This window comes from Novosphingobium endophyticum (genome assembly GCF_014640675.1).
GTDB classification, from domain to species: Bacteria; Pseudomonadota; Alphaproteobacteria; order Sphingomonadales; family Sphingomonadaceae; genus Novosphingobium; species Novosphingobium endophyticum.
Map to the genome: position 1 here is coordinate 56,038 of NZ_BMHK01000015.1, position 21,012 is coordinate 77,049.

12 protein-coding genes are annotated in these 21,012 nt (G+C 66.0%); 2 read left to right on the plus strand and 10 right to left on the minus strand.

Annotated features, from left to right (window positions below; all coding sequences use genetic code 11):
- Positions 1-35: 35 nt before the first annotated feature.
- Positions 36-695, plus strand: a complete 660-nt coding sequence (locus tag IEX32_RS12285; protein ID WP_188771829.1) for a lasso peptide biosynthesis B2 protein — start codon at positions 36-38, stop codon at positions 693-695.
- Positions 692-2,458, plus strand: coding sequence for an asparagine synthase-related protein (locus IEX32_RS12290; protein WP_188771830.1), 1,767 nt, complete (start codon positions 692-694; stop codon positions 2,456-2,458). Before IEX32_RS12285 ends, IEX32_RS12290 begins: the two co-directional genes overlap by 4 nt.
- 169 nt (positions 2,459-2,627) lie before the next feature.
- Here the strand turns inward: IEX32_RS12290 and IEX32_RS12295 are convergent, their stop codons facing one another.
- The 10 genes from IEX32_RS12295 to IEX32_RS12340 form a co-directional block, all read right to left on the minus strand.
- Positions 2,628-3,092 (minus strand): PIN domain-containing protein, encoded by a 465-nt coding sequence (locus IEX32_RS12295; RefSeq protein ID WP_188771831.1) that lies wholly within the window; start codon positions 3,090-3,092, stop codon positions 2,628-2,630.
- A complete protein-coding gene (locus IEX32_RS12300; protein WP_188771832.1) occupies positions 3,092-3,322 on the minus strand; it encodes a type II toxin-antitoxin system Phd/YefM family antitoxin in 231 nt (76 codons plus the stop codon). The genes IEX32_RS12295 and IEX32_RS12300 overlap by 1 nt, the downstream gene beginning before the upstream one ends.
- A 249-nt stretch (positions 3,323-3,571) precedes the next feature.
- Positions 3,572-5,686: an Atxe2 family lasso peptide isopeptidase gene (locus IEX32_RS12305; RefSeq protein ID WP_188771833.1), complete on the minus strand. Its 2,115-nt coding sequence runs from the start codon at positions 5,684-5,686 to the stop codon at positions 3,572-3,574.
- Positions 5,680-8,253, minus strand: a complete 2,574-nt coding sequence (locus tag IEX32_RS12310; RefSeq protein WP_188771834.1) for a TonB-dependent receptor — start codon at positions 8,251-8,253, stop codon at positions 5,680-5,682. Before IEX32_RS12310 ends, IEX32_RS12305 begins: the two co-directional genes overlap by 7 nt.
- Positions 8,254-8,353: 100 nt before the next feature.
- Entirely contained in the window at positions 8,354-9,349 is a 996-nt protein-coding gene (locus IEX32_RS12315; RefSeq protein WP_188771835.1) for a FecR family protein, read from the minus strand.
- Entirely contained in the window at positions 9,342-9,914 is a 573-nt protein-coding gene (locus IEX32_RS12320; protein ID WP_188771836.1) for an RNA polymerase sigma factor, read from the minus strand. The genes IEX32_RS12315 and IEX32_RS12320 overlap by 8 nt, the downstream gene beginning before the upstream one ends.
- A 612-nt stretch (positions 9,915-10,526) precedes the next feature.
- Entirely contained in the window at positions 10,527-11,693 is a 1,167-nt protein-coding gene (locus IEX32_RS12325; RefSeq protein WP_188771837.1) for a tyrosine-type recombinase/integrase, read from the minus strand.
- Positions 11,694-12,468: 775 nt separating this feature from the next.
- The gene (gene glgB, locus IEX32_RS12330) at positions 12,469-14,649 is read right to left on the minus strand and encodes a 1,4-alpha-glucan branching protein GlgB (RefSeq protein WP_229736351.1); all 2,181 of its coding nucleotides are present in this window, start codon (positions 14,647-14,649) and stop codon (positions 12,469-12,471) included.
- Positions 14,646-17,843: a maltose alpha-D-glucosyltransferase gene (gene treS, locus IEX32_RS12335; protein WP_188771839.1), complete on the minus strand. Its 3,198-nt coding sequence runs from the start codon at positions 17,841-17,843 to the stop codon at positions 14,646-14,648. The genes glgB and treS overlap by 4 nt, the downstream gene beginning before the upstream one ends.
- Positions 17,840-20,914, minus strand: a complete 3,075-nt coding sequence (locus IEX32_RS12340) for an alpha-1,4-glucan--maltose-1-phosphate maltosyltransferase (RefSeq protein WP_188771840.1) — start codon at positions 20,912-20,914, stop codon at positions 17,840-17,842. Before IEX32_RS12340 ends, treS begins: the two co-directional genes overlap by 4 nt.
- Positions 20,915-21,012: the final 98 nt, after the last annotated feature.

Consider the following 21,012-nt stretch of genomic DNA (forward strand, 5'->3'; position numbering starts at 1 on the left):
TTGCGGACACCGAAAAACTCGCCGGATATCACACCATGGGCCATAGTCTGCGCGCCGGGATCAGTTACTGCGATGCGGGCGGGCGCCTCATCTTCCTCGACGTTCACGCCGATCGCTACTTCTGCCTCGCGCCCGAAGCCGAGGCGGCTTTTCGCCGTCTCGTGGCGCATCCCGGCGCGAGCGAAGCGGCGGCGCCAGGACTGCTGGAGTCCGGGATGCTGGTGCGGACCCGGCACGCCGAGGTGCCGCGCCCCTTTTCGCTCGCCAGGCGCGCCGAGACCAGTCTTCTCGACCTGCCGCGCCTGCGTGCTTCTTCAGCCGAGCTTCTCGCCGCGCTGTCACGGCTGGCGCTTGCCGGCCTTTTGCTACGGCGGCGCGGCCTTCGCCGCAGCCTGGAGCGTCTGGCCGCAGCCAGGCCCAGCTGCGCGCCGGCGCGCCTCGACATGCCGCAAGCGCTACAGCGCCCGGCCGCGGCCTTCGAGATGAGTGCGCGCCTCGTGCGCTCGCACGACCAATGCCTGCCGCGATCGATCGCGCTTGCCCGGCACTGCGCGGCGCGCGGGCTTGCGGCCGATCTCGTCATCGGCGTGCGCCTGCGCCCTTTTGCCGCGCACGCCTGGGTGCAGGCGGGACCCTGGCTCCTGAACGACCGTCTCGACACCGTGCGCACCTACACGCCGATCCTTGCGGTATGACGCGCGCACGCTTCATCGCGCTCGTGCGGCCTTCCCGAGAGGCCGGCGCCGGGCTAGCCCGGCGCATCGAGGAGCGATCGCGCGAAATGCCCGGCCTGGAACCGGTGCTTGAAACGGGCACGCTCAGTGTCGCGACAAGCGCTTGCTGCCCGCTCATTCTCGAAGGCGCGGGAGTCATAATCGGATCGCTGTTCCGGCGCGGGGCTCGTCGCCGGACGGACCGGCTCGAACCGGAGGAAGCCGCGCGCATCGCGGCCAGTCGCGGCGGCGATCTCGTGGAGCACTACTGGGGCCCCTATCTCGCCATTCTGGCAAGACCAGGGGGATCGGGGGTGGATGCTGTGCGCGCGCCGCTGGGCGAATTGCCCTGTTATTTCGCGCGGCACGAGGATGCGATCGTCCTCGCCTCCGACACCGAGCTTCTCGCCCGCTTCGGCTTCTACCGGCCCGCGGTGGCCTGGGACGCCGTCGTTCGCGCCCTGGCGGCACGCGACTTGCGTACGCCCGCGACCTGCCTTGCGGGCCTTGCCGAACTGCCGGGCGGGCAGCGCCTCGAAATCGCCAGCGGGCAAACCAGGAGGCGCGAGCTGTGGTCGCCCTGGAGCTTTGCCGCACGCGATGGGCAGATCGCGCGGATCGAGGATGCGGTCGAAGCGCTCGCCGCCACCGCGAGTGAATGCATCGCGGCAAGGGCCTCGGACTACCGCAGGAGCGTGCTCATGCTTTCCGGCGGGCTCGATTCGTCGATTCTCGCGGCAGGTCTCAGCCAATGTAGCGCGCAGGCGCATGCGCTCACGCTCGTAACCGGCGATGCCGTCGGCGACGAGCGCGACTACGCGCGCTGCACCGCGGCGGCGCTCGGCGTGCCGCTTGAGGAGGGCCTGCGCGATGTTTCCCGGATCGATCCGGGCCGATCGGGCGCGAGCCGCCTGCCGCGCCCATGCGTGCGTCTGTTCCTCCAGGAATCGACGCGCCTTGCGCGCGATCTGGCCCGGCGCACGGGAGCCGACGCGGTCTTTGGCGGCGGCGGGGGCGACAATGTCTTCTGCTCGCTCCAGTCCTCCGCTCCTGCCGCCGACCGCCTTCTCACCTCGGGGCCCGGCTGGAACTTCCTTGTCACGGCCTACGAGATCAGCCGCCTCGCGCAGGCCAGTCTGCCGGCGGTGATGCACGATGCCGCGAGGCGCGCCTGGCTGGGCAGCAGCGCCTTCAGGCCCTTTCGCGACGTCAACCTGCTCGCGCCGCGCGCGCTTGAAGCCATCGCCCCTGCCGGCGGTCATCCCTGGTTTTCCGCCGCGCCCGGGGCGCTACCCGGCAAGGCGGCGCATGTGCGGCTCATCGCCTATGCCCAAAGCTACGTCGAAGGCCTCGATCCGCAGGGCTCGCCGGCAAGCGTTGCGCCGTTGCTTTCGCAGCCGCTGGTCGAGACCTGTCTTCGCATCCCCAGCTGGCTATGGTTTGAGGAGGGCCGCAATCGCGCCGTCGCGCGCCGCGCCTTTGCCGGAAGGCTGCCGGCGCGGATCGTTCAGAGGCGGTCCAAGGGCACGCCCGACAGCTTCGTCGCCGAGATCTTCGAGACCCACCGCGGCGCCTTGCGCGAAATGCTGGCTGATGGCCAGCTGGTCAGGCGCGGCCTGATCGAGCGCAACCGCCTGCTCGAAGTGCTGGACGACCCGCGGCCGGCAAGCGGGGAGGGGTTTCGCCGCGTACTCCAGTTCGTCGATGTCGAAGCCTGGGCCCGCGGCTGGGAGAACCGCGCCTGATCGCTTTCCCGCGCTCGGCCGTGCCGCGCATGCCGGTGAAGGTAGGCTAGCCGCGAAGGCGCGAGCTTGTCAGTTCAGCCGTAGCGGGAAGCCGGTCCGTGGCCCGCACGAACGCACAGGGATAGCCCGAGGCCTTCAGCCGCGCTGCCCCATCCGGCCGCTTTGATGCCTATCCTGAGCCACCGATCAGAGCCGAGAGCCTGGGATGCGTGTCGTCCGCCAGCGGATTGATGACCGTCAGCCCGCGCGTGACGAATCCGTGCTGCATGTCCTCGGACAACAGTAGCGTACAGCCTGCGTCCGCAGCCGCGGTCAGAATCAGGGCATCCCAGAATTGCAGCTTGTGATCGATCACCAGGTCGGCGGCAGACAGGGCGGTGCGTGTTTCCGAAGCCGAGGTTCCAAAGGCTTCAGCGAATTCGAGCAGGACTTCGCGCGCCTCATTCGCCGTCGCGCCGCTCCGCCTGAGCACGACAAACAGTTCGCCGAGGGTTTGGGCGGGGGCGACGATACTTACCGATTCCGCTAGCCGGGAGACCAGCGCCCGAACCTTCGCGATCTTGTCATCGTCCTGCGCCGAGCGGCTGACGCCGGCGAGGTAAGCGAGAATGTCGCTGTCGAGGGCGACACGCATCAGTCGTAAAGATCGCCGCGAGACCATTCTCCGGAATGGCGGACGGGAAGGCTCTTGACGAACTTGAGAAGCCGGTCGACCGAACGGCGTTCCCGATCGCGGTCTACGGGGAGCACGCGCGCGACGGGGCGACCGCGAGACATCACGGTAAAGCTCTGACCTTCGGAGACATCGCGCAGAAGCTCCGAGAAATGCTGATTGGCCTCGCTGGCACTGATCGCTCTATCCATGAACGCAATTTAGTGGATAACACTAGATTGTGCAAGATCGGCAGCTAGGGAGTAACGCGGTCTTTCCAGCGGCCCCGGCGAACAGATGGAAATTTCTGAACCCGCAAGCGGTCAGCGCCCTACCTTGGCCAAAGCCGTCGGCGAAACCGGCGCTCGCGACCGGTTGCCCTCCCCGCGCTTGAGCGCTCATATCATCCAGGCCGATGAAACGCGGCGCGGCAGGGCCGATACCGGCCGTAGGGCACCCGATCACGAGTGCGAGGGCCTCTCCCGCCTTGCCTCGCGCAGGACCTGCCAGCGGCGGTACTGCGCGGCTTTGCCCGGATCGGTATCCCGCCTGCCCTGCAGCCAGAAGGCGAACCAGTCGAGATTGCGTTCGTAGATCGCGCGGCGATGCGCCGGCTGCCACTTGATATGGTGTTCGCCGGGAAAGACGTGCATCTCGACCGGCTGGCCGGCCTCGCGAAGCGCGGTGAACGTCTGGAGCGCGAGCAGCGTTTCCTCGTCGGCAAGCTGCATCAGCAGGGGAACATCCATGCGGCTGGCATTGAGCGCCATCGAATAGGGCCGCCAGAAGTCCGGACTATCGCGGCTCGCGGGCGGAAAGCCCATCGCCTCCATGGTCTCGGCATAAGCGATGCCGCCATATGTCGTGATCGACTGGGGCTCCATGCAGCAGGTGCTGATCGCCGCGGCCGCGAAGAGATCGGTGTTGATGAGCGCGAAGCGCGCGCTCGAGGATCCGTCGCTCAACCCGGTGATGCCGATGCGCGCCGGATCGGCGATGCCGCGATCGACGACCATCCCGATGCCGGTTTCCAGCGACGAGAGCAGACTGCGCCGCTCTGCCCAGTCTTCAAGATTCGCCGCATTGACGTCAGCCCAGGAGCGGATGCCCGGCCGGCTTGCCGCGACGAAGGGCGCGCGCTCGATGCTCAGGACCGCGAAGCCGCGCGCGGCAAAAGCGTGGATCGGATATTCATCGCCCGTGCCGCCGCGCAGGAAGCCGTCGCTGTGATACTGGACGACGATCATCGGCAGGCGCACGCCGGGCCTGTAGCCGGGTGGTAGCACGAGATCGCCGCGCGCCTCGAGCCCGACGTCGTTCTTCCAGTGCAGCCGTTCGACTTTCCCTAGGGCAATATCGCGGAACTGCAGATTGGGATCGAAGGCACGGCGCGTCTCGCCCGTGTCGGGATCGATCATGACCAGATGGCGCGGCGTGGTCGCGTTCTCCGACGTGCACAGCAGCGAGGTGCCGGCCATAACGCAGCCGAGCAGGACATTGCCGGTGCGCAGGATCGCGCGCGGCGCGGCGGCCTCGCCCGGGCGCCAGCGATATAGGCCCATGCGTCCCTTTGCCCAGCCCTCGCGCCTCAGGAAGATGAGGTCCCTGCCCTCGCGGTCCCACCACATAGCGGTAAAGCCCCCATCGCAGGCCTTCGCGCTGCACACGATGCGCTCGCCGCCGCGTTCCTCGACCACGAGCCGCAAGGGCGCCAGCGGACTGGCGCCGCTTCGCTCGGTCAGCGCGCGCCGCCCGCCGGGCGCCGCTGCCTGCGGCGCGATCGACGCGCCCGACTGGTCCTCCATCGCCACCAGCGCCTTTTCAGCCGCGCTGGCGGATCGAACCTCGCCGCTTTCCGGGTCGATCGAGAACGCCCGGCGCGGCGTATCGGGCAGTAGCGGGCGCATGGCGTAGTTGGGCGCGAAACGCGCATCATAGAGCCAGCCCCCGCGTCCCTCGCGCGCGACCTTGTCTGCCGCCTCCGCCTGCCCGGGCTGCGAGACGAAGACGAGGCGCTTGCCCTCCCCGCTCCAGGCGAGCGTCTTCACATCGACTTCGGAGCGTGTGACCCGCCATGCCCCGCGGCCATCGGCGCGCGCGCGCCAGACCTGCGTCACGCCGTGATCGCGTCGCAGGTAGGCGATCCACCTGCCATCGGACGACCAAGCCGGCGTGACGATCGCCGGAAATCCAACGTCGACGACAAGGCCGCGCGCCAGCGTCGTGTTCGTGATCATCTCCCCCCCGCGATCGAGAATGCGCGGACCTTCGCTTCCGGAAAGATCGATCACCACCAGCGCGCGGCAGTAGCTGTTGGTCTTGGGGTCGGCGCGGCTGAGAATGAAGGCCGCCTTCGTGCCGCCTGGCGAGACCCCAAGCGGGCTGGGCTGGCCGAACATCGCGCCGTCGGGCTGGCCGATGTCGCGAAGTCCGACAAGATCGTCCGGCGTGACAGGCCGCTTGGCTGCCGCCGCGCGTGGCGGCGGCAGCAGGTCGTCGCAGGCCGCAAGCGCTGGCGCGGGCAATGCCGCGAAGTTCGCGGCAGCAATGGCTCCAAGAACGCGCGTGCTTACCATGACCTGGCAATCCCGAATCCGAGGTAGCGTCCGACCGGCGAATAGTTGGTCGAATCGTAAGCCGTGTCGGAAAAGAACGTGGTTGCAATCGCATCGGGACGATCGTTCAGCAGGTTCTGCGCGGTCAGGCTCAGCTCGAGCCCACGCAGCGGCCCGTCGCCGTTCTTGAAGGCATAGCGCGCGGTCAGATCGAACATTGTCATGCCGTCCACCGCGATGACGGGGCTGGAGCGCGTGTCCTCGACGCCCCCGATCCGGCTTGCCGCAGCGTTGAGCGTGAGGCCGCCTTTCGTCCAGGTCACGCTGCTCCGGCCGCGCCAGTGCGGCGGGTTGAACAGCGTGCCGGCTTTCTCGGTGATCGGCGCACCCGAAGTCAGCTGCTGGCTGCTTTCGATATAGCTCGCATTGAGCGCGAAGCGCAGAGTCCCACCCGTTTCGCCCAGACGCGCGCGGTATTCGGCCAGGACATCGACCCCGCTAATCGTCTGCCGCCCGGCGTTCAGGTTGGTGTTGTCGATGATCGCCACGACCCGGGCCGGATCGTAGGCGCTTCCCGAGACGTTGAAGAACTGCGCTGCGTCGGCGACAGCCGCCGCGACGGCGGCGCTGCCAGGCGCAAGCACGACCTGATCTGCATAGAGCGGGTCGCTGAGCGCCTGGGACTGGAAGGCGATCGGCGTGACGATACGCTCCGCGTAGCGAATCGAGAAGTAGCCGGCCTGAAGGCGCAGGCCCGCAAGGCCTTGCGGCTGGAACTCGATTGTCGCCGTCCAGGTCCGCGCGCGCTCGGGCCTCAGCGCCGCATTGCCGCCCTGGATGAGAAGCGCGCTCGCGCCTGCCGGATATCCCGCACCGCCAAGGCTCGCGGCCGGATAGAGCAGCGCGGTGCGCGCCTGGTATTGCTGGAACAGCGTCGGCGCGCGAAACGAGCGGCCCCAGCTCGCCTTGAGCGCGACATCGGGGAGCGGGGCGTAGATCACACCGATCTTGGGCGTCGCGACCGCATCGATGCCCGGATAGCGCTCATAGCGGATCGCGCCGCTCACATGGAGCCGGTCGATCCCGGCGATGTCCTGCGCCGCCGAGACGAGCGGCAGGTCGATTTCGCCGTAGAGGTAGTAGCTGTCCTGCCGGGCCCGGACATTGTTGGGATCGCCCTCGGCCCGAAAGGCGTCGAGCAGATTGTCGCGGTAGCCCGCGCCGATCGCCAGCTTCGCCGCGCCGCCGGGCAGGGCGAAGAGCGGACCGTCGGCGGCGAGTTCGGCGGACCTCGCCGAATTGCAGTAGCACACGAATGCCGAAGCGATCGGTGCGGCGCCCACGAAGCTGTCGCTGCGAAGACGGACCTTTTCCTCGCCATAGACGCCCGAAAGCACCGCGCGCCAACCGGAGGCCAAGTCGAGTTCGAGCGAGGGCGCCAAGGCAAGCGAGCGGCTGGTCGATCGCTTCTCGGCCCGGCTCACATCCAGATCGCCCGCAGCGTTGAGCGGAAAGCCCGATGTACTCCAGCGCTTGTTGAAAAGGGCATCGATCCTGAAGGTCAGCGCCTCGCCGAGCGCCTGGTGGCCGGCCATCGCGGCCGCATGGCGCCGCTGCGCCGGGTAGAGTGTGACGCCCGGGCGCGAGGCGGCGTAGGAACGCTGGCCGGAAACGATGTCGCTTTCGCGGGCATATTCGTAGGCGGCAACCAGACCGCCCGATCCCCAGCGTCGGCCCGCAAGAGCACCGTATTGCTGGCGAAAATGGCCGCCCTCGGTCGAGCCGCCGATATCAACGCGCGTTTCCAGCCCCTGGTAGTCGCGCTTGAGGATGACATTGGCCACGCCGGCCACCGCGTCAGAGCCGTAGAGCGCAGAGGCGCCGTCGGCGACGATCTCAATGCGATCGACCATGGCAAGCGGTATCGCCGAGACATCGACGCCCTGGCGCGAACCGTTGTAGGCGAGGCGGTGACCGTTGATCAGCGTAAGCGTAGCATCGCTTCCCAGGCCGCGCAGATTGATCGTCGTAGCGCCGCCGACATTGATGCCGCTCGAGGACGGCACGTTGTTGCCCACGCCCGGGTTCTGCCCGCCGCCGAAGTTCTGCGGGATGGCGCGCACTACATCGCCAGTGCCAGTCTGGCCGGCTTCGCGCATCTGCTCCTGATCGATGCGCACGACCGGCGAGGCGACAGGCGCGCCGCGGATGCGGCTCCCGGTTACCACGATCTCGCCGTCGCTGCCCGCGCCCAAGGTTCGAGCCTCGCCCCGGGCGCGGATCACATAGCCGCCCCCGGACTGCTCGAAGCCGAGACCGGTCCCTTCCAGCAGGCGCGTAAGCGCCTGTTCCAGCGTGTAATAGCCCTTGAGCGCGGGTGCCCGCCGATCGCCGACAAGCACGGTCTCCACGAGAACTGTCCTGCCCGAGAGCAGCGCCGCTGCCCGGATGGATACGCCGAGCGGCTGCGCGGGCAGGTCGAACGCGATTCGCCTGGCAGGCTCGGCCTGTGCGACCGAAGGGACAGCGAGCGCGATAATGGCCGCCCTGCCCAGACAATGGAGCGCTGTGCTTTGAGGTGTTGGCATCGTTTTTTGTCCTCCCCCCTTGGCCGACGATCGGCGGGTCACAGAGGAGGACGGCGGGCGGCGTGAATACCCGCCAACTATTTTCTAGCGAGGCGCCGATTCAGGGTTCGGGTTGCCTCCCGAGCAGAATTGTTCCGGAATCGGGATGTTCGATGCCGAGCCCGAAAATTCCGGCCACGGCCTCGGCGAACCTGTCCGGCTCGCGCGCCGGGAAGGCCCCGGTGACCTTGAGCTCGCCAAGCTGCGGATCGGCGAGGCGCAGCTGAACCTCGTTGTAGCGATTTATGGCCGCGAGCGCGGTGCGGAGCGGCGTAGCATCGAGCGCAAGCATGCCCGAGACCCATTGGATGTCCTCCTCGGCGACCCGAGTCGGCGCCGTTCCGGATCCCGGCACGACCTTTTCGCCTTGTGCCAGTGTTTGCCTCGCCGCGTCGCGGGAAGTAGCACCGGCGCCGCGCAGTTCGACGGAACCTTCCAGCGCGGCAACGACGGGCCGGCCGCCGACCAGGCTGACGTCGAACAGCTTGCCCGCCGGGACGATCCTGATGCCGGCGGCCGAGACAACGAAGGGGCGGCGTCCGGACGCGACATGGAAGCGCGCCCTTCCCTGCTCGAGTTCCAGGCGGCGCGCCGACGCGGTGAGCATCACTTTCACCCGGCTTTGCGTATCGAGAACGAGCCGCGAACCATCGTCGAGTGCGATGATACGGATTTCTCCCAGGCCGGTCTCGTATGTGGCCGCCTCGGCCTGCGAAACAAGACCGAAGGGAGACATGCCACGGACAAGGCCGAAACTTGCCAGTCCCGCAATCATGGCAAGGCCCGCGCCGGCCATGGCCAGATGCGTGGAGCGGCGCATATGCAAGGGTGCCTTCGCCAGCTTGCGCTCCCGCGCGATCCGGCTTGTGGCCAGCCCCGAACTCTCCTGCCAGGCGCCCGCGATTTCTTCAAACGCGATCTGATGGCGCGGATCGGCGCGCAGCCAGGCATCGAGCGCGCGCTCGATGCCCGCTTCGCCGGCCTCGCGCCGCGCCAGCCAGCGGGCCGCCGCGTCGTGCACGCGCCCGGGAATGTCCGGCGACTGATTGTCAGTCATGGCGGCGCAGGTGACGGCCCAGTTGCTTGATCGCCCGGCTCATCTGCTTTTCGACTCCTCTCACGCTCAGTCCCGTCGCTTGCGCGATTTGCGCATAGCTATAGCCATCAATACGGCAGGCGAGAAAGATCTGCCGGGTGAGCGGCCTGAGGCGGCTCACCGCCTCCTCGATGCGCATCAGCCGGTCGCGTGCCTCGAGCGCGGCAACGGTATCGCCGCCGGAGAGGGGTACATCGTCGATCGGGACATGGTCGGCCTCGCCGCGGCGCGCGGCCTGCCTGCCCTGGTCCCTGAGCGTGTTGCGCGCGGCCTGGCGCAGATAGGCCCCCGGCGCGGCGATCGCGGCGCGCGCGCTCGTTGCGGCCATTCGGACGAAGACCTGCTGGACGATGTCTTCGGCTTCACCCCGCCGCGTACGGGCGGACACGAAACGCATCAGCGCGGAGCGCTCGCGGCGGTAGATGTCCTCGAGCGAGGCGGCGTCGGATACCGGCCGGTCGGAATCAGGCGGCAGCGGATCGCCTTCCTCGAGCGGCACGCGCAGGGCGCCTAAACTCGCCGGCATGGCTCTGGGCGCCTGGACGCCGGTTCTTGCTGCATAGCCATCGATCGCCTCCCTTTGACCGGCGAGGCGGGCCCGGCGCGAGCCGGGTGTTGAGAACATGCAAGAGAACATGCGCCGACGCCTTTGGCCGCAAGCGGCTTGGACATGCACGTCGGCCACCCGGCCGCGTCTGAAGCGGGTCGATCTTTCCCTTGCGAGGTTCTCACGCCTCGGCGCCGCACGAAACTGCGGCACGCGCTCAGGTTACAGTGCGAACAGCCAGGCGCAACCCCCTTTGTTTTCAATGCGATTCAGGACTTGGCGAGCGGGGGAGACGAACTGCTGTCGCTGCGTATACGAGGGCCTGATGGTGAACGACATGCTCGACGACAACCGATCATTGCCGGGCGGAGGCCGGCGGCGGCGCACTGTCCCGACACCGTAGTACCCACGCCTGCGCAGCTCAATCCGAGATGGCCTCCCCCCATTCCCGGCCCAAATGCTCTTCGGTCCGGTACATCAAGGATGGCGACGGCAGCACACATTTGACATTTGATCGGCAATGCCGAGGCAGGGCTTCATTGCGTTGATGAAGTGCGCCGAACTAAGGCCTTTGCCTTGCCTCCGGTCCATTCATAACGCTAATTTCCCGAGCGCTTTCACCGCCGCGTCACGGGCAAGGTGGCTATAATGCCACTCAATCATTTCGACGCTCGTTCCCGAGATTTGCCCAATCGTGAGAAGCGGGAGACCCTCCCTTACCAAATCCGTTATCGTGCTGTGCCGCAAGGTATAGGCAGTTGTATTGTCCGGAAGGTCAGCAGCCTTTGCCGCGCTTTCTATCGCGTCGCCCCAAGTGTTGCGGTTCCAAGCATCACCGTTAGCTCGGCGAAACAGCGGCACGGTGGCGATCTGATCACTCGCCTGTTCGGCGAATAGCGCAGCCGCCACGGGCGAAATGACGAAGCGCCGTACGTTTCCAGTCTTGTCCGTCCCGGTGGTCAGCTCCGAAGTGCGCTTATCGAAGTCGCCAACGGTCAGCGCGGCCATTGCACCGGGCCGCAACGGCAACAGGCACAGCGCTCGTACAAAAGGCGCAGCTTCGGCATCTACATGCTCCAGCAGGCTCCGACGCTGGTCTTTGTCGAGGTACAGCAACCGCCGCCTATTGGCATTCCTGAAGGGTTGGAGGGCTTCCTGCCAAGCCGCGTCCGTCCCCGGCTTGCCGTGTGCCAGAAACTTGTTGAGGGCCGCCCGGAGCGGGGCCATGTCGCGATTTATGGTAGACTTTGCCCGCGCCCTCGTGCGCTGTTCGCCCTTCTTACGACGGCTGATCACGGCAGGAGCCTCCTCCAGCCGCCTGCGCCATTCCCTCAGATGATGGCGACGCAGCTTGTCCAGTTTCACATTCGCCAGCAGATCACTGTATACATGACGGCGAAAGACGCCCTCAGCAATTCGGTGATCGTCGCTGATGGCGGTCAAGTAGTCGCGGCAGGCATCCGCGACGGTCTGGATTTTCTTCTGCGCGGCACCGCCAGACTCGACGAGGTCGGCGAAAGCCTCGGCCTCCTTCTTCGCCGCAGCAAACTGCTTCCGAGATGGCAGAGCGGCGAAGTCACCCAGCCTTTTGAAACGGTATTTCCGGTAGTCCTCGTCATAGGCACGCGCGATCCAAGTCCCCGCGCCTTCCCGCGCGGACGGGCGATAGCCGAGATACCGGCCAGGGCTAAGGCGCTGCCAGTGAGGCTCGCGCCGTGCCTTCAGATTGTCGCGTTCCTTGACCGTGCTGAGGTCCATCTCCTCCTCCGAAGTGTTCCTTACGGAAAATTTACGGAAAACATGTGCGGATTGCAATCGACTTATCTGGAAAAACTACTGTTTTATCAGAATGTTAATTGTCCATAAGGGTCCAGAAGCGTCCGGCTTCACACCCTTAAAAAGGGTGAGGTCGGGAGTTCAATCCTCCCCAGCAGCACCAGTTTTCAGGGGACTTAGCTGAGACAGCCCGGCCCAGCCTGCATAGAACAGGTTCGGAAGAAACGGCGGGCGAAAAGCCTACCCCAAAATTGGGGTGCATAGTCGTTGCATCGCCAGCGCGCGCATTCGCCTCTGCCCGGCTTGGAGAGGCGCTCCGGACAATGTCTGTCCGATCTTCGGGAGTGCGCCTGGCGGGTCCGCCGCGCCGCCGGCGCGCCCGCGTTCGCTGCAATAGGTTTTGCCGCGCTTTCGGGGCGAATGTCAGCGGTCTCGGCCGATGGTGGCCACGCTATGCGCACCGACGCTGCTGATCATCGCCTACTGGGTAATGAACCGGCTGGCGGCGCAGTTGGCACGCCGGATGCCAAGACGATGCGCGGGCGCGGGGTAAGCGCCTGAGGCCGCGCGTCTCTCGGGCCTCTCCAGCACCGACGAACTCAACGAGACCGTGCTTGAGCGCAACGGTGCGATCAGCCCAATCGCGCGTCGGCGAGATCGCCGGAACGAATAAGCGCCACCACGCGTCTTCGCGGTCCCGGCCCGCGCCGCGATGGCGAAACTGGTGTGCAAGGAATTCGGTCAACCCGTCCTGGCATCAGGCTTCCTGACGCAGGATGGTCGCGCCCAGCGGAGGGATGACCAGTCGTGCCACCGATGGCTGGTCTTCGGCCAGCACGTTGCCGGCGTGCACCGTTCCGCCATTGCCGATATTCGCTCCGCCATAAATCGAGGCATCGCTGTTCAGGACTTCACGCCAGGTTCCCGCGTGCGGCAGGCGCACCTCATAGCCGTAGTGCGGCTGCGGGCTCAGGTTGAGCGCGATGACGATCGAAGGCGTGCTGGGCGCGCGCCGGGAATAGACAAAGATGCTGTTACGGCTGTCATCGCCGACCAGCCATTCGAAGCCGGCGGGGTCGGCATCTCCGGCGTGCAACGCGGCCTCACCCGAATAGAGCCGGTTCAGATCACGCACGAGCCGCTGCAGCGCGGCATGCTCCCCGCGGTCGAGCAGGTCCCAGCGAACCTCGGCATCGTGGTTCCACTCGCTCTCCTGAGCAATCTCGCTGCCCATGAACAGCAGCTTCTTGCCCGGATGCGTCCACATGAACGACAGGTAGGCCCGCAGCGTCGCGAACTTTTGCCAGCGGTCTCCGGGCATCTTGCCGATCAGCGACCCCTTGCCATGCACAACTTCGTCATGGCTGATCGGCAGCACGAAGCGCTCCGAGAAGGCGTAGACAAGGCCGAAGGTCAGTTCGTTGTGGTGCCAGCTTCGGTACATCGGATCACGCTCCGCGTACTTCAGCGTATCGTGCATCCAGCCCATGTTCCACTTGTAGGAAAAGCCCAGCCCGCCTTCGCTGACTGGCGCCGACACTCCCGGCCATGCGGTTGATTCCTCGGCAATCGTCATTGCTCCGGGACAGCGCTCGGCAATGACCGTGTTCATCCGCTTCAGGAATTCGACCGACTCCAGGTTTTCGCGTCCGCCATGGATATTGGGAACCCACTCACCGGCGCTGCGGCTGTAATCGCGGTAGAGCATCGAGGCGACGGCATCGACGCGCAGTCCGTCGACATGGAAGGTTTCCAGCCACCATAGCGCGGAGGCCAGCAGGAAGCCCGAGACTTCCCTGCGGCCGAGATTGTAGATCAGCGTGTTCCAGTCCTGATGGAACCCCTCGCGCGGGTCGGAATGCTCGTAAAGGTGCGTGCCGTCGAAGTGGGCAAGGCCATGCGCATCGGTGGGAAAGTGCGCGGGAACCCAGTCGAGAATAACGCCGATCCCGGCGCGATGGCAGGCATCGACGAAAGCGGCAAAACCTTCCGGCGTGCCGTACCGCGCCGAAGGTGCGAACTGCGAGAGCGGCTGATAACCCCACGAGCCGCCGAAGGGATATTCCATGATCGGCATCAGCTCGACGTGGGTAAAGCCCATGTCGGCGACATAAGGGATCAACCGCTCGGCCAGCGCCCGCCAGCCGAAATGGCCTTGCGGATCGTCTTTCGGCCGCAGCCAGGAACTGGCGTGAATCTCGTAGATCGAAATCGGAGCATCGCTCCGCTGGCGGCGCGCACGCTCACTCATCCAGTCGTCGTCGGTCCAGTGGTAGTCTGGCGCGGCGGCAACGATGGAGGCGGTTGCCGGCGGAGGTTCGGTCTGACGGGCCAGCGGATCGGCTTTCTGGGCAATGCCGCCGCCCGCGCCCAACACTTCGAACTTGTAGCGCGCTCCGGGGCCGATCCTCGGGATAAAGATTTCCCACACGCCGGCGCCGTGCCGCAGCCGCATCGGGTGACGCCTGCCGTCCCATGCGTTGAAGTCGCCGATCACCGAAACCCTGCGCGCATTTGGCGCCCACACCGAAAACGCGACGCCTTCCACGCCGCCCAACACGCGCGACTGTGCGCCGAAGTTTCGTGCAAGGTCCCAGTGCCGCCCTTCGCCGAACAGATAGAGGTCGAGATCGCCCAGAACGGCACCGAAGCGGTAGGGGTCCTCGGTCTCCTGTTCGCCTCCCGGCCAGCGGATGCGCAAGCGGTATCGCCCGGCATCCGGCGCGGGGCCAACGAACAGGCCGTCCGCCACCTTCGTCATCGTCTCGCCTTCGCCGCTATCTGCGCTTACGACGGCGACACTCAGGGCGCCCGGCTGAAAGGTCCTGACAATCCGCTGGCCGTCTTCCTCGTGAGGGCCGAGAAAAGCGAACGGGTCGCCGAGCTGCCCTTCACGCAGGGCCGCGATCCGTTCGTCGAGACCAAAGGCAGCAGTCACGGCGTATCTCCGGACAAGAGCCGATCCGCCGCCAGCGCAAGACCCGTTACCGGAACGCCCATCCATTCCGGCCGGTTCGCCGCTTCATAGGCCACTTCGTAAGCCGCTTTCTCCAGCACGAAGAAGTCCAGCAGCGGATCGGGAGACGCATCCTCACCGTAATAGCCGGCAAGGAACGCCTTCCCCGCCTTCTCGCGGAAGCGGGCCGCCACCTCGTCAGCGCGCTGTTCCTGGGTCTCGGGCGCGGCCGGCCTGTTGCGTTCGGCGACGGCGGCGGCGTAATCGAACGAACGCAGCATGCCGGCGACGTCGCGCAGCGGCAGATCCTTGGCGCGCCGCTGTTCGAGCGGCCGCGCGGGCTCGCCTTCGAAGTCGATGAACATCACGTCGTGGCCGGTCACCAGTACCTGCCCGAGATGCAGGTCGCCATGTATCCGCGTGCGCAGCCGCCCTACGAACCGGCGCGGATCTTGAGAAATGCTCTCGATGAGGAGGTCGCGGTTCGCGATCAGCCTATCGGCCGCCGCGCGCGCTTCGGCATCGAGCGGCGGATCGCCGAGAAGGAGATCGAGAGCCTTGCATACCTGGGCTGCCATGCGCTCGCCGAGTTGTTCCGCATCGTCCGGCACCATGGGCTCGGGCGCGAACGCCCCGTCGCTGCTGCCGCGTGCGAGCACCTCATGCATCTGAGCAAGTCGCCGGCCAAGATTGACGGCGAAGTTCTGGTAATTGGAGAAGCTCAGCTCAACGTCGGTGGCCAGCCGCTCGAGCGCGTTCAGCGTCCACTGCCAGCCGTCGCCCTGATTGGCGACAAAGCGTTGCACCAGCATCAGCAGGACAGGGTCGCCATTAGTAATGTGAGTCACGCTGCCCAGCATGGGCGGCACGTTTTCAAAGCCGTTCGCCGCCAGGTACCGCACCATCTCGAGATCCGGGTGAATCCCCGCCTGAATCTTGCGAAGCAGCTTGAGAACCGCCGTGCGGCCGACAACCAGCGTGCTGTTGGATTGTTCCGCCGCGATCCATTCCGGCTCAGCGTCCGGATCAAGGTCGAAGCCCTCGCATTTCTCGAATCGGATCTCTCCACCGTCGAGCGAAATGACCGCATCGTCGCGCAGGCCGGTGAGGATGGACCTGGCGAACGCGGCGGTCGCGAAGCCATCTGTCAGGAGCCCGACCCGGTGCCCGCGCCGGACGCGGGCGATGGCGAGATTGGAAGCGAAGGTTCCCGACGGCGTCCCCTCCCATGCGATGCCGAGGGGGAGCGTGTAGATGGTGGTGCCGGAACCGGTCGTCACTTCGATCTCGGTCAGCAGCAGATCGTCCGCCGCCGGAAGACTGGCGACGCTTCCGGTTCTGACGGAGTTGACGACTTCGTCCTTGGCGCCGAACCACCGGCGGTGAGTCAGGTAATCGGGAAGAACCTCGCGCTCGAACACCGTGCGTCCATCGCCCTTCACGACATCGTCAAGGCGCGGTCGAAGCACGAATGTATGCTGCTCGACTTCGACGCCGGGGGCGCCGCTCGACCAGTCCGGTGGGGCTGCCGCTTCGGACAGCAGGAACCACAGAAAGCCGTAGGGCTGCAGCGTGAGCAGGTAGGGCAGCTGGCCGAGCTTGGGAAATGGCGTGCCGCCCGACAGCTCCACCGGAGTTCGCCCTTCGAACTCCTGAAGGTCAAGCTCCACCGCCTGCGACGTGCGGCTGAGGTTGGCCACGCACAGGACCAGTTCATCCTCGTGCTCGCGAAGATAGGCAAGGATCTTGCGGTTCGCCGGGCGCAGGAAGCGCTGCGAACCACGGCCAAAAGCCCGGTTCCCGCGCCGCACCGCCAGCATGTTCTTGAGCCAGACCAGCAGCGAATGCGCGTCGCGCTGTTGCGCCTCGACGTTGACCGCCTGGAAGCCGTAAAGCGGGTCCATGATCGGCGGAAGGGTCAACGCGGCCGGGTCGGCGCGCGAGAAGCCGCCGTTGCGGTCCAGTGACCACTGCATCGGCGTGCGCACGCCGTCGCGGTCGCCGAGGAAGACATTGTCCCCCATGCCGATCTCGTCGCCATAGTAGAGGATCGGCGTTCCCGGCATGCTGAGCAGCAGGGCATGCATCAGTTCGATACGGCGGCGGTCGCGCTGCATCAGCGGGGCGAGCCGGCGCCGGATGCCGAGATTGATCCGCGCGCGGCTGTCGGCGGCATAAGTGTCCCACAGGTAATCGCGCTCGGCGTCGGTCACCATCTCGAGCGTCAGTTCGTCGTGGTTGCGCAGGAAGATCGCCCACTGGCAGTTTTCCGGGATATCCGGCGTCTGACGCATGATGTCGGTGATGGGGAAGCGGTCCTCCTGGGCCAGGGCCATGTACATTCGCGGCATCAGCGGAAAGTGGAACGCCATGTGGCATTCGTCGTCGTCGCCGAAGTACTGCTGCGTGTCCTCGGGCCACATGTTCGCCTCGGCCAGCAGCATGCGGTCGGGATAATGCACATCAAGGTCCGCTCTTATCTTCTTGAGGACGGCATGGGTTTCGGGGAGGTTCTCGTTCGAGGTGCCGTCGCGTTCGATAAGGTAGGGAATGGCATCCAGCCGCAGGCCATCGACCCCCGCGTCGAGCCAGAAGTGCATCACCGCGATCACTTCCTCCAGCACGCGCGGATTATCGAAGTTGAGGTCTGGCTGGTGCGAGTAGAACCGGTGCCAGTAGTAGGCCTGCGCCTCCTCGTCCCACGACCAGTTCGACTTTTCGGTATCGCAGAAGATGATGCGCGTGCCGGAATAGAGCTTGTCGTCGTCCGACCAGACGTAGAAGTCGCGCTCGGGAGAGCCGGGGGGTGCCTTGCGCGCGGCCTGGAACCACGGGTGCTGGTCGGACGTGTGATTGATTACCAGCTCGGTGATGACGCGAATGCCCCTCTCGTGCGCCGCGTCCGTGAACCGGCGCGCATCCTCCAGTGTACCGTAATCCGGGCTGACATTGCGGTAGGCGGCGATGTCATAGCCATCGTCCTTGCGCGGGCTCGGGTAGAACGGAAGCAGCCAGATCGCCGTCACGCCGAGATCGTCGATGTAGTCGAGCTTCTGCATCAGCCCCGCAAAGTCGCCGATGCCATCGTCGTTGGAATCGAAGAAGGACTTCACATGAAGCTGGTAGATGACGGCATCTTTGTACCAGAGCGGGGCGGCTGGGCTTTCGACATTCATGCGTCTGCTCCGGGAGCTATTCGCCAGATGCGGAACGGAAGGCCGGGACCGAGCCTGACGTGCTGCCATTTCCCGAACCAGCGGAAGCGCGCGCCCGATGGCAGGTCCTCGACACCGATGCTGCCGTGATCGTCGATGCCGAAATCCCACAGCGGCACTTCGAAGTCCGCCGACTGGTCGTGATGCGGATCGAGATTGACCATCACCAGGATGATGTCGCTGCCATCGGGGCTGGGCTTGGCGTAGTAGAGGATCGCATCGTTATGCGCGGTCAGGAACCGGGTGTTGAGGTGGGTCTGGAGAGCGGGATGGCTGCGGCGCAGCCGATTGAGCATGGTCACGTCGCCCACGATGTTGCCGGGCGCGTTCCAGTCGCGGGGGCGTATCTCGTATTTCTCGGAATCGAGATACTCTTCCTTGCCCGGCACCGGTTCCGCCTCGCACAGCTCGAAACCGGAATAGAGGCCGAACAGCCCTGAAAGGGTCCCTGCCAGCACCGCGCGGATGCGAAAGCCGGCGCGGCCCGATGTCTGCAGGTAATGGGGATTGATGTCGGGTGTGTTGACGAAGAAGTGGGGGCGGTAGAACTCTTTGGGTTCGGTCGTGGTCAGTTCGGTAAGGTATTCGGTCAGCTCCGCCTTGTGGTTACGCCAGGTGAAATAGGTATAGCTCTGCGAAAAGCCGATCTTGGCGAGCCGGTACATCATGGCGGGCCGGGTGAACGCTTCGGCGAGGAATATCGCGTCGGGATGCCGCCCCCGGATGTCGCCGATCATCCATTCCCAGAATGGCAGCGGCTTGGTGTGGGGGTTGTCGACGCGGAATGTCTTGACCCCGCGATCGATCCAGAACTGCACCGCGTCGCGCAGCGCCACCCACAGCGAGGGGATCGCCTCGCGCTGGTAGAAATCGACGTTGACGATGTCCTGATACTTCTTCGGCGGGTTTTCGGCGTATTTGATCGTCCCGTCAGGCCGCCAGTCGAACCAGTAGGGATGCTCCTTGATCCAGGGATGATCGGGCGAGCACTGGATCGCGAAATCGAGCGCGATCTCAAGGCCGTGATCGTGCGCCGCCGCGATCAGGCGCGCAAAGTCCTCGAAGCTTCCCAGTTCGGGATGAAGCGCGGTATGGCCGCCCTCACGGCCGCCGATGGCATAGGGGCTGCCGGGATCGCCTTCACCCGCGACGAGGCTGTTGTTGGGCCCCTTGCGGTTGATCCGTCCGATGGGGTGGATCGGCGGGAAGTAGAGCGTGTCGAAACCCATCTCCCGAATGGCGGGCAGGCGCTTGATGACGTCGTCGAACCTGCCATGCCGGCCGGGATCATCGGTCTCGGAACGCGGAAAAAGCTCGTACCAGCTTGAAAAACGGGCCTGAAGCCGTTCCGAATCGACGCTTTGGGCTGGCGACAACAGAAGGTGCGGATGATCGTCGGCCTCGTCCATCAGCACGGCGAGGTCGTCCGAGAGCAGCGCCTCGTCATCCTCGTCTTTCTTGAGCCTTTCCATCCATCTGTGGAGCGCCTTACAAAGCTCGCCCGAAGACCGCGCGATGGCCTGCTCCACGAGCACGCGCCCTTCAGCAAAATCGACCTTCTGCGCGACGCCGGCGTCCAGCTTCTTGCGGAAGTCCCGCCGGAATCCCCCGAACCGGTCGAGCCAGGCCTTGATGCGGAACTCATGGCGGCCCAGCCGGTGCAGCGGAAAGGCGCCCTGCCACAGGTCGTTCGGAAACTGCGACATGCGCACGGACATCCAGTCCGCCTGGTCGCGGGGACGCCAGAGGATCTCCGCGGCAAGCTGCTCGTGCCCGTCGCCGAAGACTTTCGCGCTGACCTCGACGGTCTCGCCGACCACGCGCTTGACCGGGAAATCACCGCCGTCGACGCTCGGTGAAATCTGCTCGATGACCAGCCGGGGCTGCTCGACCGCGCCCATGGCCGTGGATGGGGTCTCAAGCAGGATCGGTGCTCCCGAAGTCGCCTCCGCGATGCGGACCTCGCATCCCCGCAGCGGCTTGAAGACATCCTCCGCAAACGTGAAATTCGCCCCCACCGATGGCAACAGCAGGTCCGGATCCGGTGCGGGTTGCGGCTCGGGGGCAGTGTTGATGAGGACAAGCATCAGCGAAGACGCGGTCCTGACATCGCCGCCGTCGCTGCGCAGCAGCGCCGTGACCGGGCTGCTCGACCCGGTCAGCCGCCGCATCTCGCCGAGGTGCCGTGCTGCCCGGCGAGCGGTCGCTGTCGCTCGCGCCGATGCCTCAGGGCACAAGTGGACCGCGCCGAGCGGGGCGATGATGCCCCCGGTTGTGGCGGCGCCGGCGATCAGGGCCCGTCCGATAACCGCCGGGTTATCGCTGCGCACCTGCGCGGGCCTCGGCTCGGCCGCCAGGAAGGTGCAGCAGCGCAGGGCCTCGGTTTCCTCGACCAGCCAGGCGGCGCGCAAGTCCCACCAGCCGAACGAGGAAACGAGGAAGTCGAGGCCGAGTTCGGCGCGGGCCACCGCCTCGGCGCGCGGCATCTCAAAGCCATCCGCGAAAAGCAGCAATGATCCGTCGCGCTCCTTGACCATGGCAATGAGCCGCTTCAGCAGGCCGGGGTCGATCCGCTCGACGTTCCGCAAGCGGAAACCGCGCACCCCGGCATCGACAAGGTCGAATATGGCGGCCGCTATCGGCTCAAGCAGCACTTCGCTTTCCGGCTGCCTCAGGCGCGCGCGCGCCGTACCGGCCGCCGGCCTGTGCTTGCGCGGGTCGATCGGCGCGTCACCGCTGCCCGTGCGGCGGATGGCGAAAAGCGCGGGATAGCGTTCGATCAGCGGATGCTCGATGGGAAAGCTGGTGACATCGACCTCGGTCGCCACCTGCAGGCCGGCCTTTCCGGCTTCGGCCAGCACGAATTTGGGAACGAGCGGCGCCCTGCCGAACATCGAGCCGTCCTGCTTCCACAGCAGCGACTGGAATCCGCCCCTGGCCGCGGCTGGCAATTCCAGGGCGAGCATCTCGCCCAACTGGGCGGAATTCTGGTCGACGGAGACCAGCAGAGGGGGGAGCGCTTGGGACGCCAAAGCATGCTCCTCAGCAACGGGCACTCACCAACCAACGCGCGCCTCGTCCCTGCGTTCCGAAGTGGTCGACATCCTTTTGAGCAAATCGGGCTTTTGAG

Excerpts from the sequence above, each read along its gene's own strand:
- IEX32_RS12320 (WP_188771836.1), bottom strand. The coding sequence starts at position 9,914 with ATGCCGGCGAGTTTAGGCGCCCTGCGCGTGCCGCTCGAGGAAGGCGAT.
- IEX32_RS12300 (WP_188771832.1), bottom strand. The coding sequence starts at position 3,322 with ATGGATAGAGCGATCAGTGCCAGCGAGGCCAATCAGCATTTCTCGGAG.
- IEX32_RS12285 (WP_188771829.1), top strand. The coding sequence starts at position 36 with ATGGGCCATAGTCTGCGCGCCGGGATCAGTTACTGCGATGCGGGCGGG.
- IEX32_RS12325 (WP_188771837.1), bottom strand. The coding sequence starts at position 11,693 with ATGGACCTCAGCACGGTCAAGGAACGCGACAATCTGAAGGCACGGCGC.
- treS (WP_188771839.1), bottom strand. The coding sequence starts at position 17,843 with ATGAATGTCGAAAGCCCAGCCGCCCCGCTCTGGTACAAAGATGCCGTC.
- IEX32_RS12305 (WP_188771833.1), bottom strand. The coding sequence starts at position 5,686 with ATGGTAAGCACGCGCGTTCTTGGAGCCATTGCTGCCGCGAACTTCGCG.
- IEX32_RS12290 (WP_188771830.1), top strand. The coding sequence starts at position 692 with ATGACGCGCGCACGCTTCATCGCGCTCGTGCGGCCTTCCCGAGAGGCC.
- IEX32_RS12295 (WP_188771831.1), bottom strand. The coding sequence starts at position 3,092 with ATGCGTGTCGCCCTCGACAGCGACATTCTCGCTTACCTCGCCGGCGTC.
- IEX32_RS12310 (WP_188771834.1), bottom strand. The coding sequence starts at position 8,253 with ATGCCAACACCTCAAAGCACAGCGCTCCATTGTCTGGGCAGGGCGGCC.
- IEX32_RS12315 (WP_188771835.1), bottom strand. The coding sequence starts at position 9,349 with ATGACTGACAATCAGTCGCCGGACATTCCCGGGCGCGTGCACGACGCG.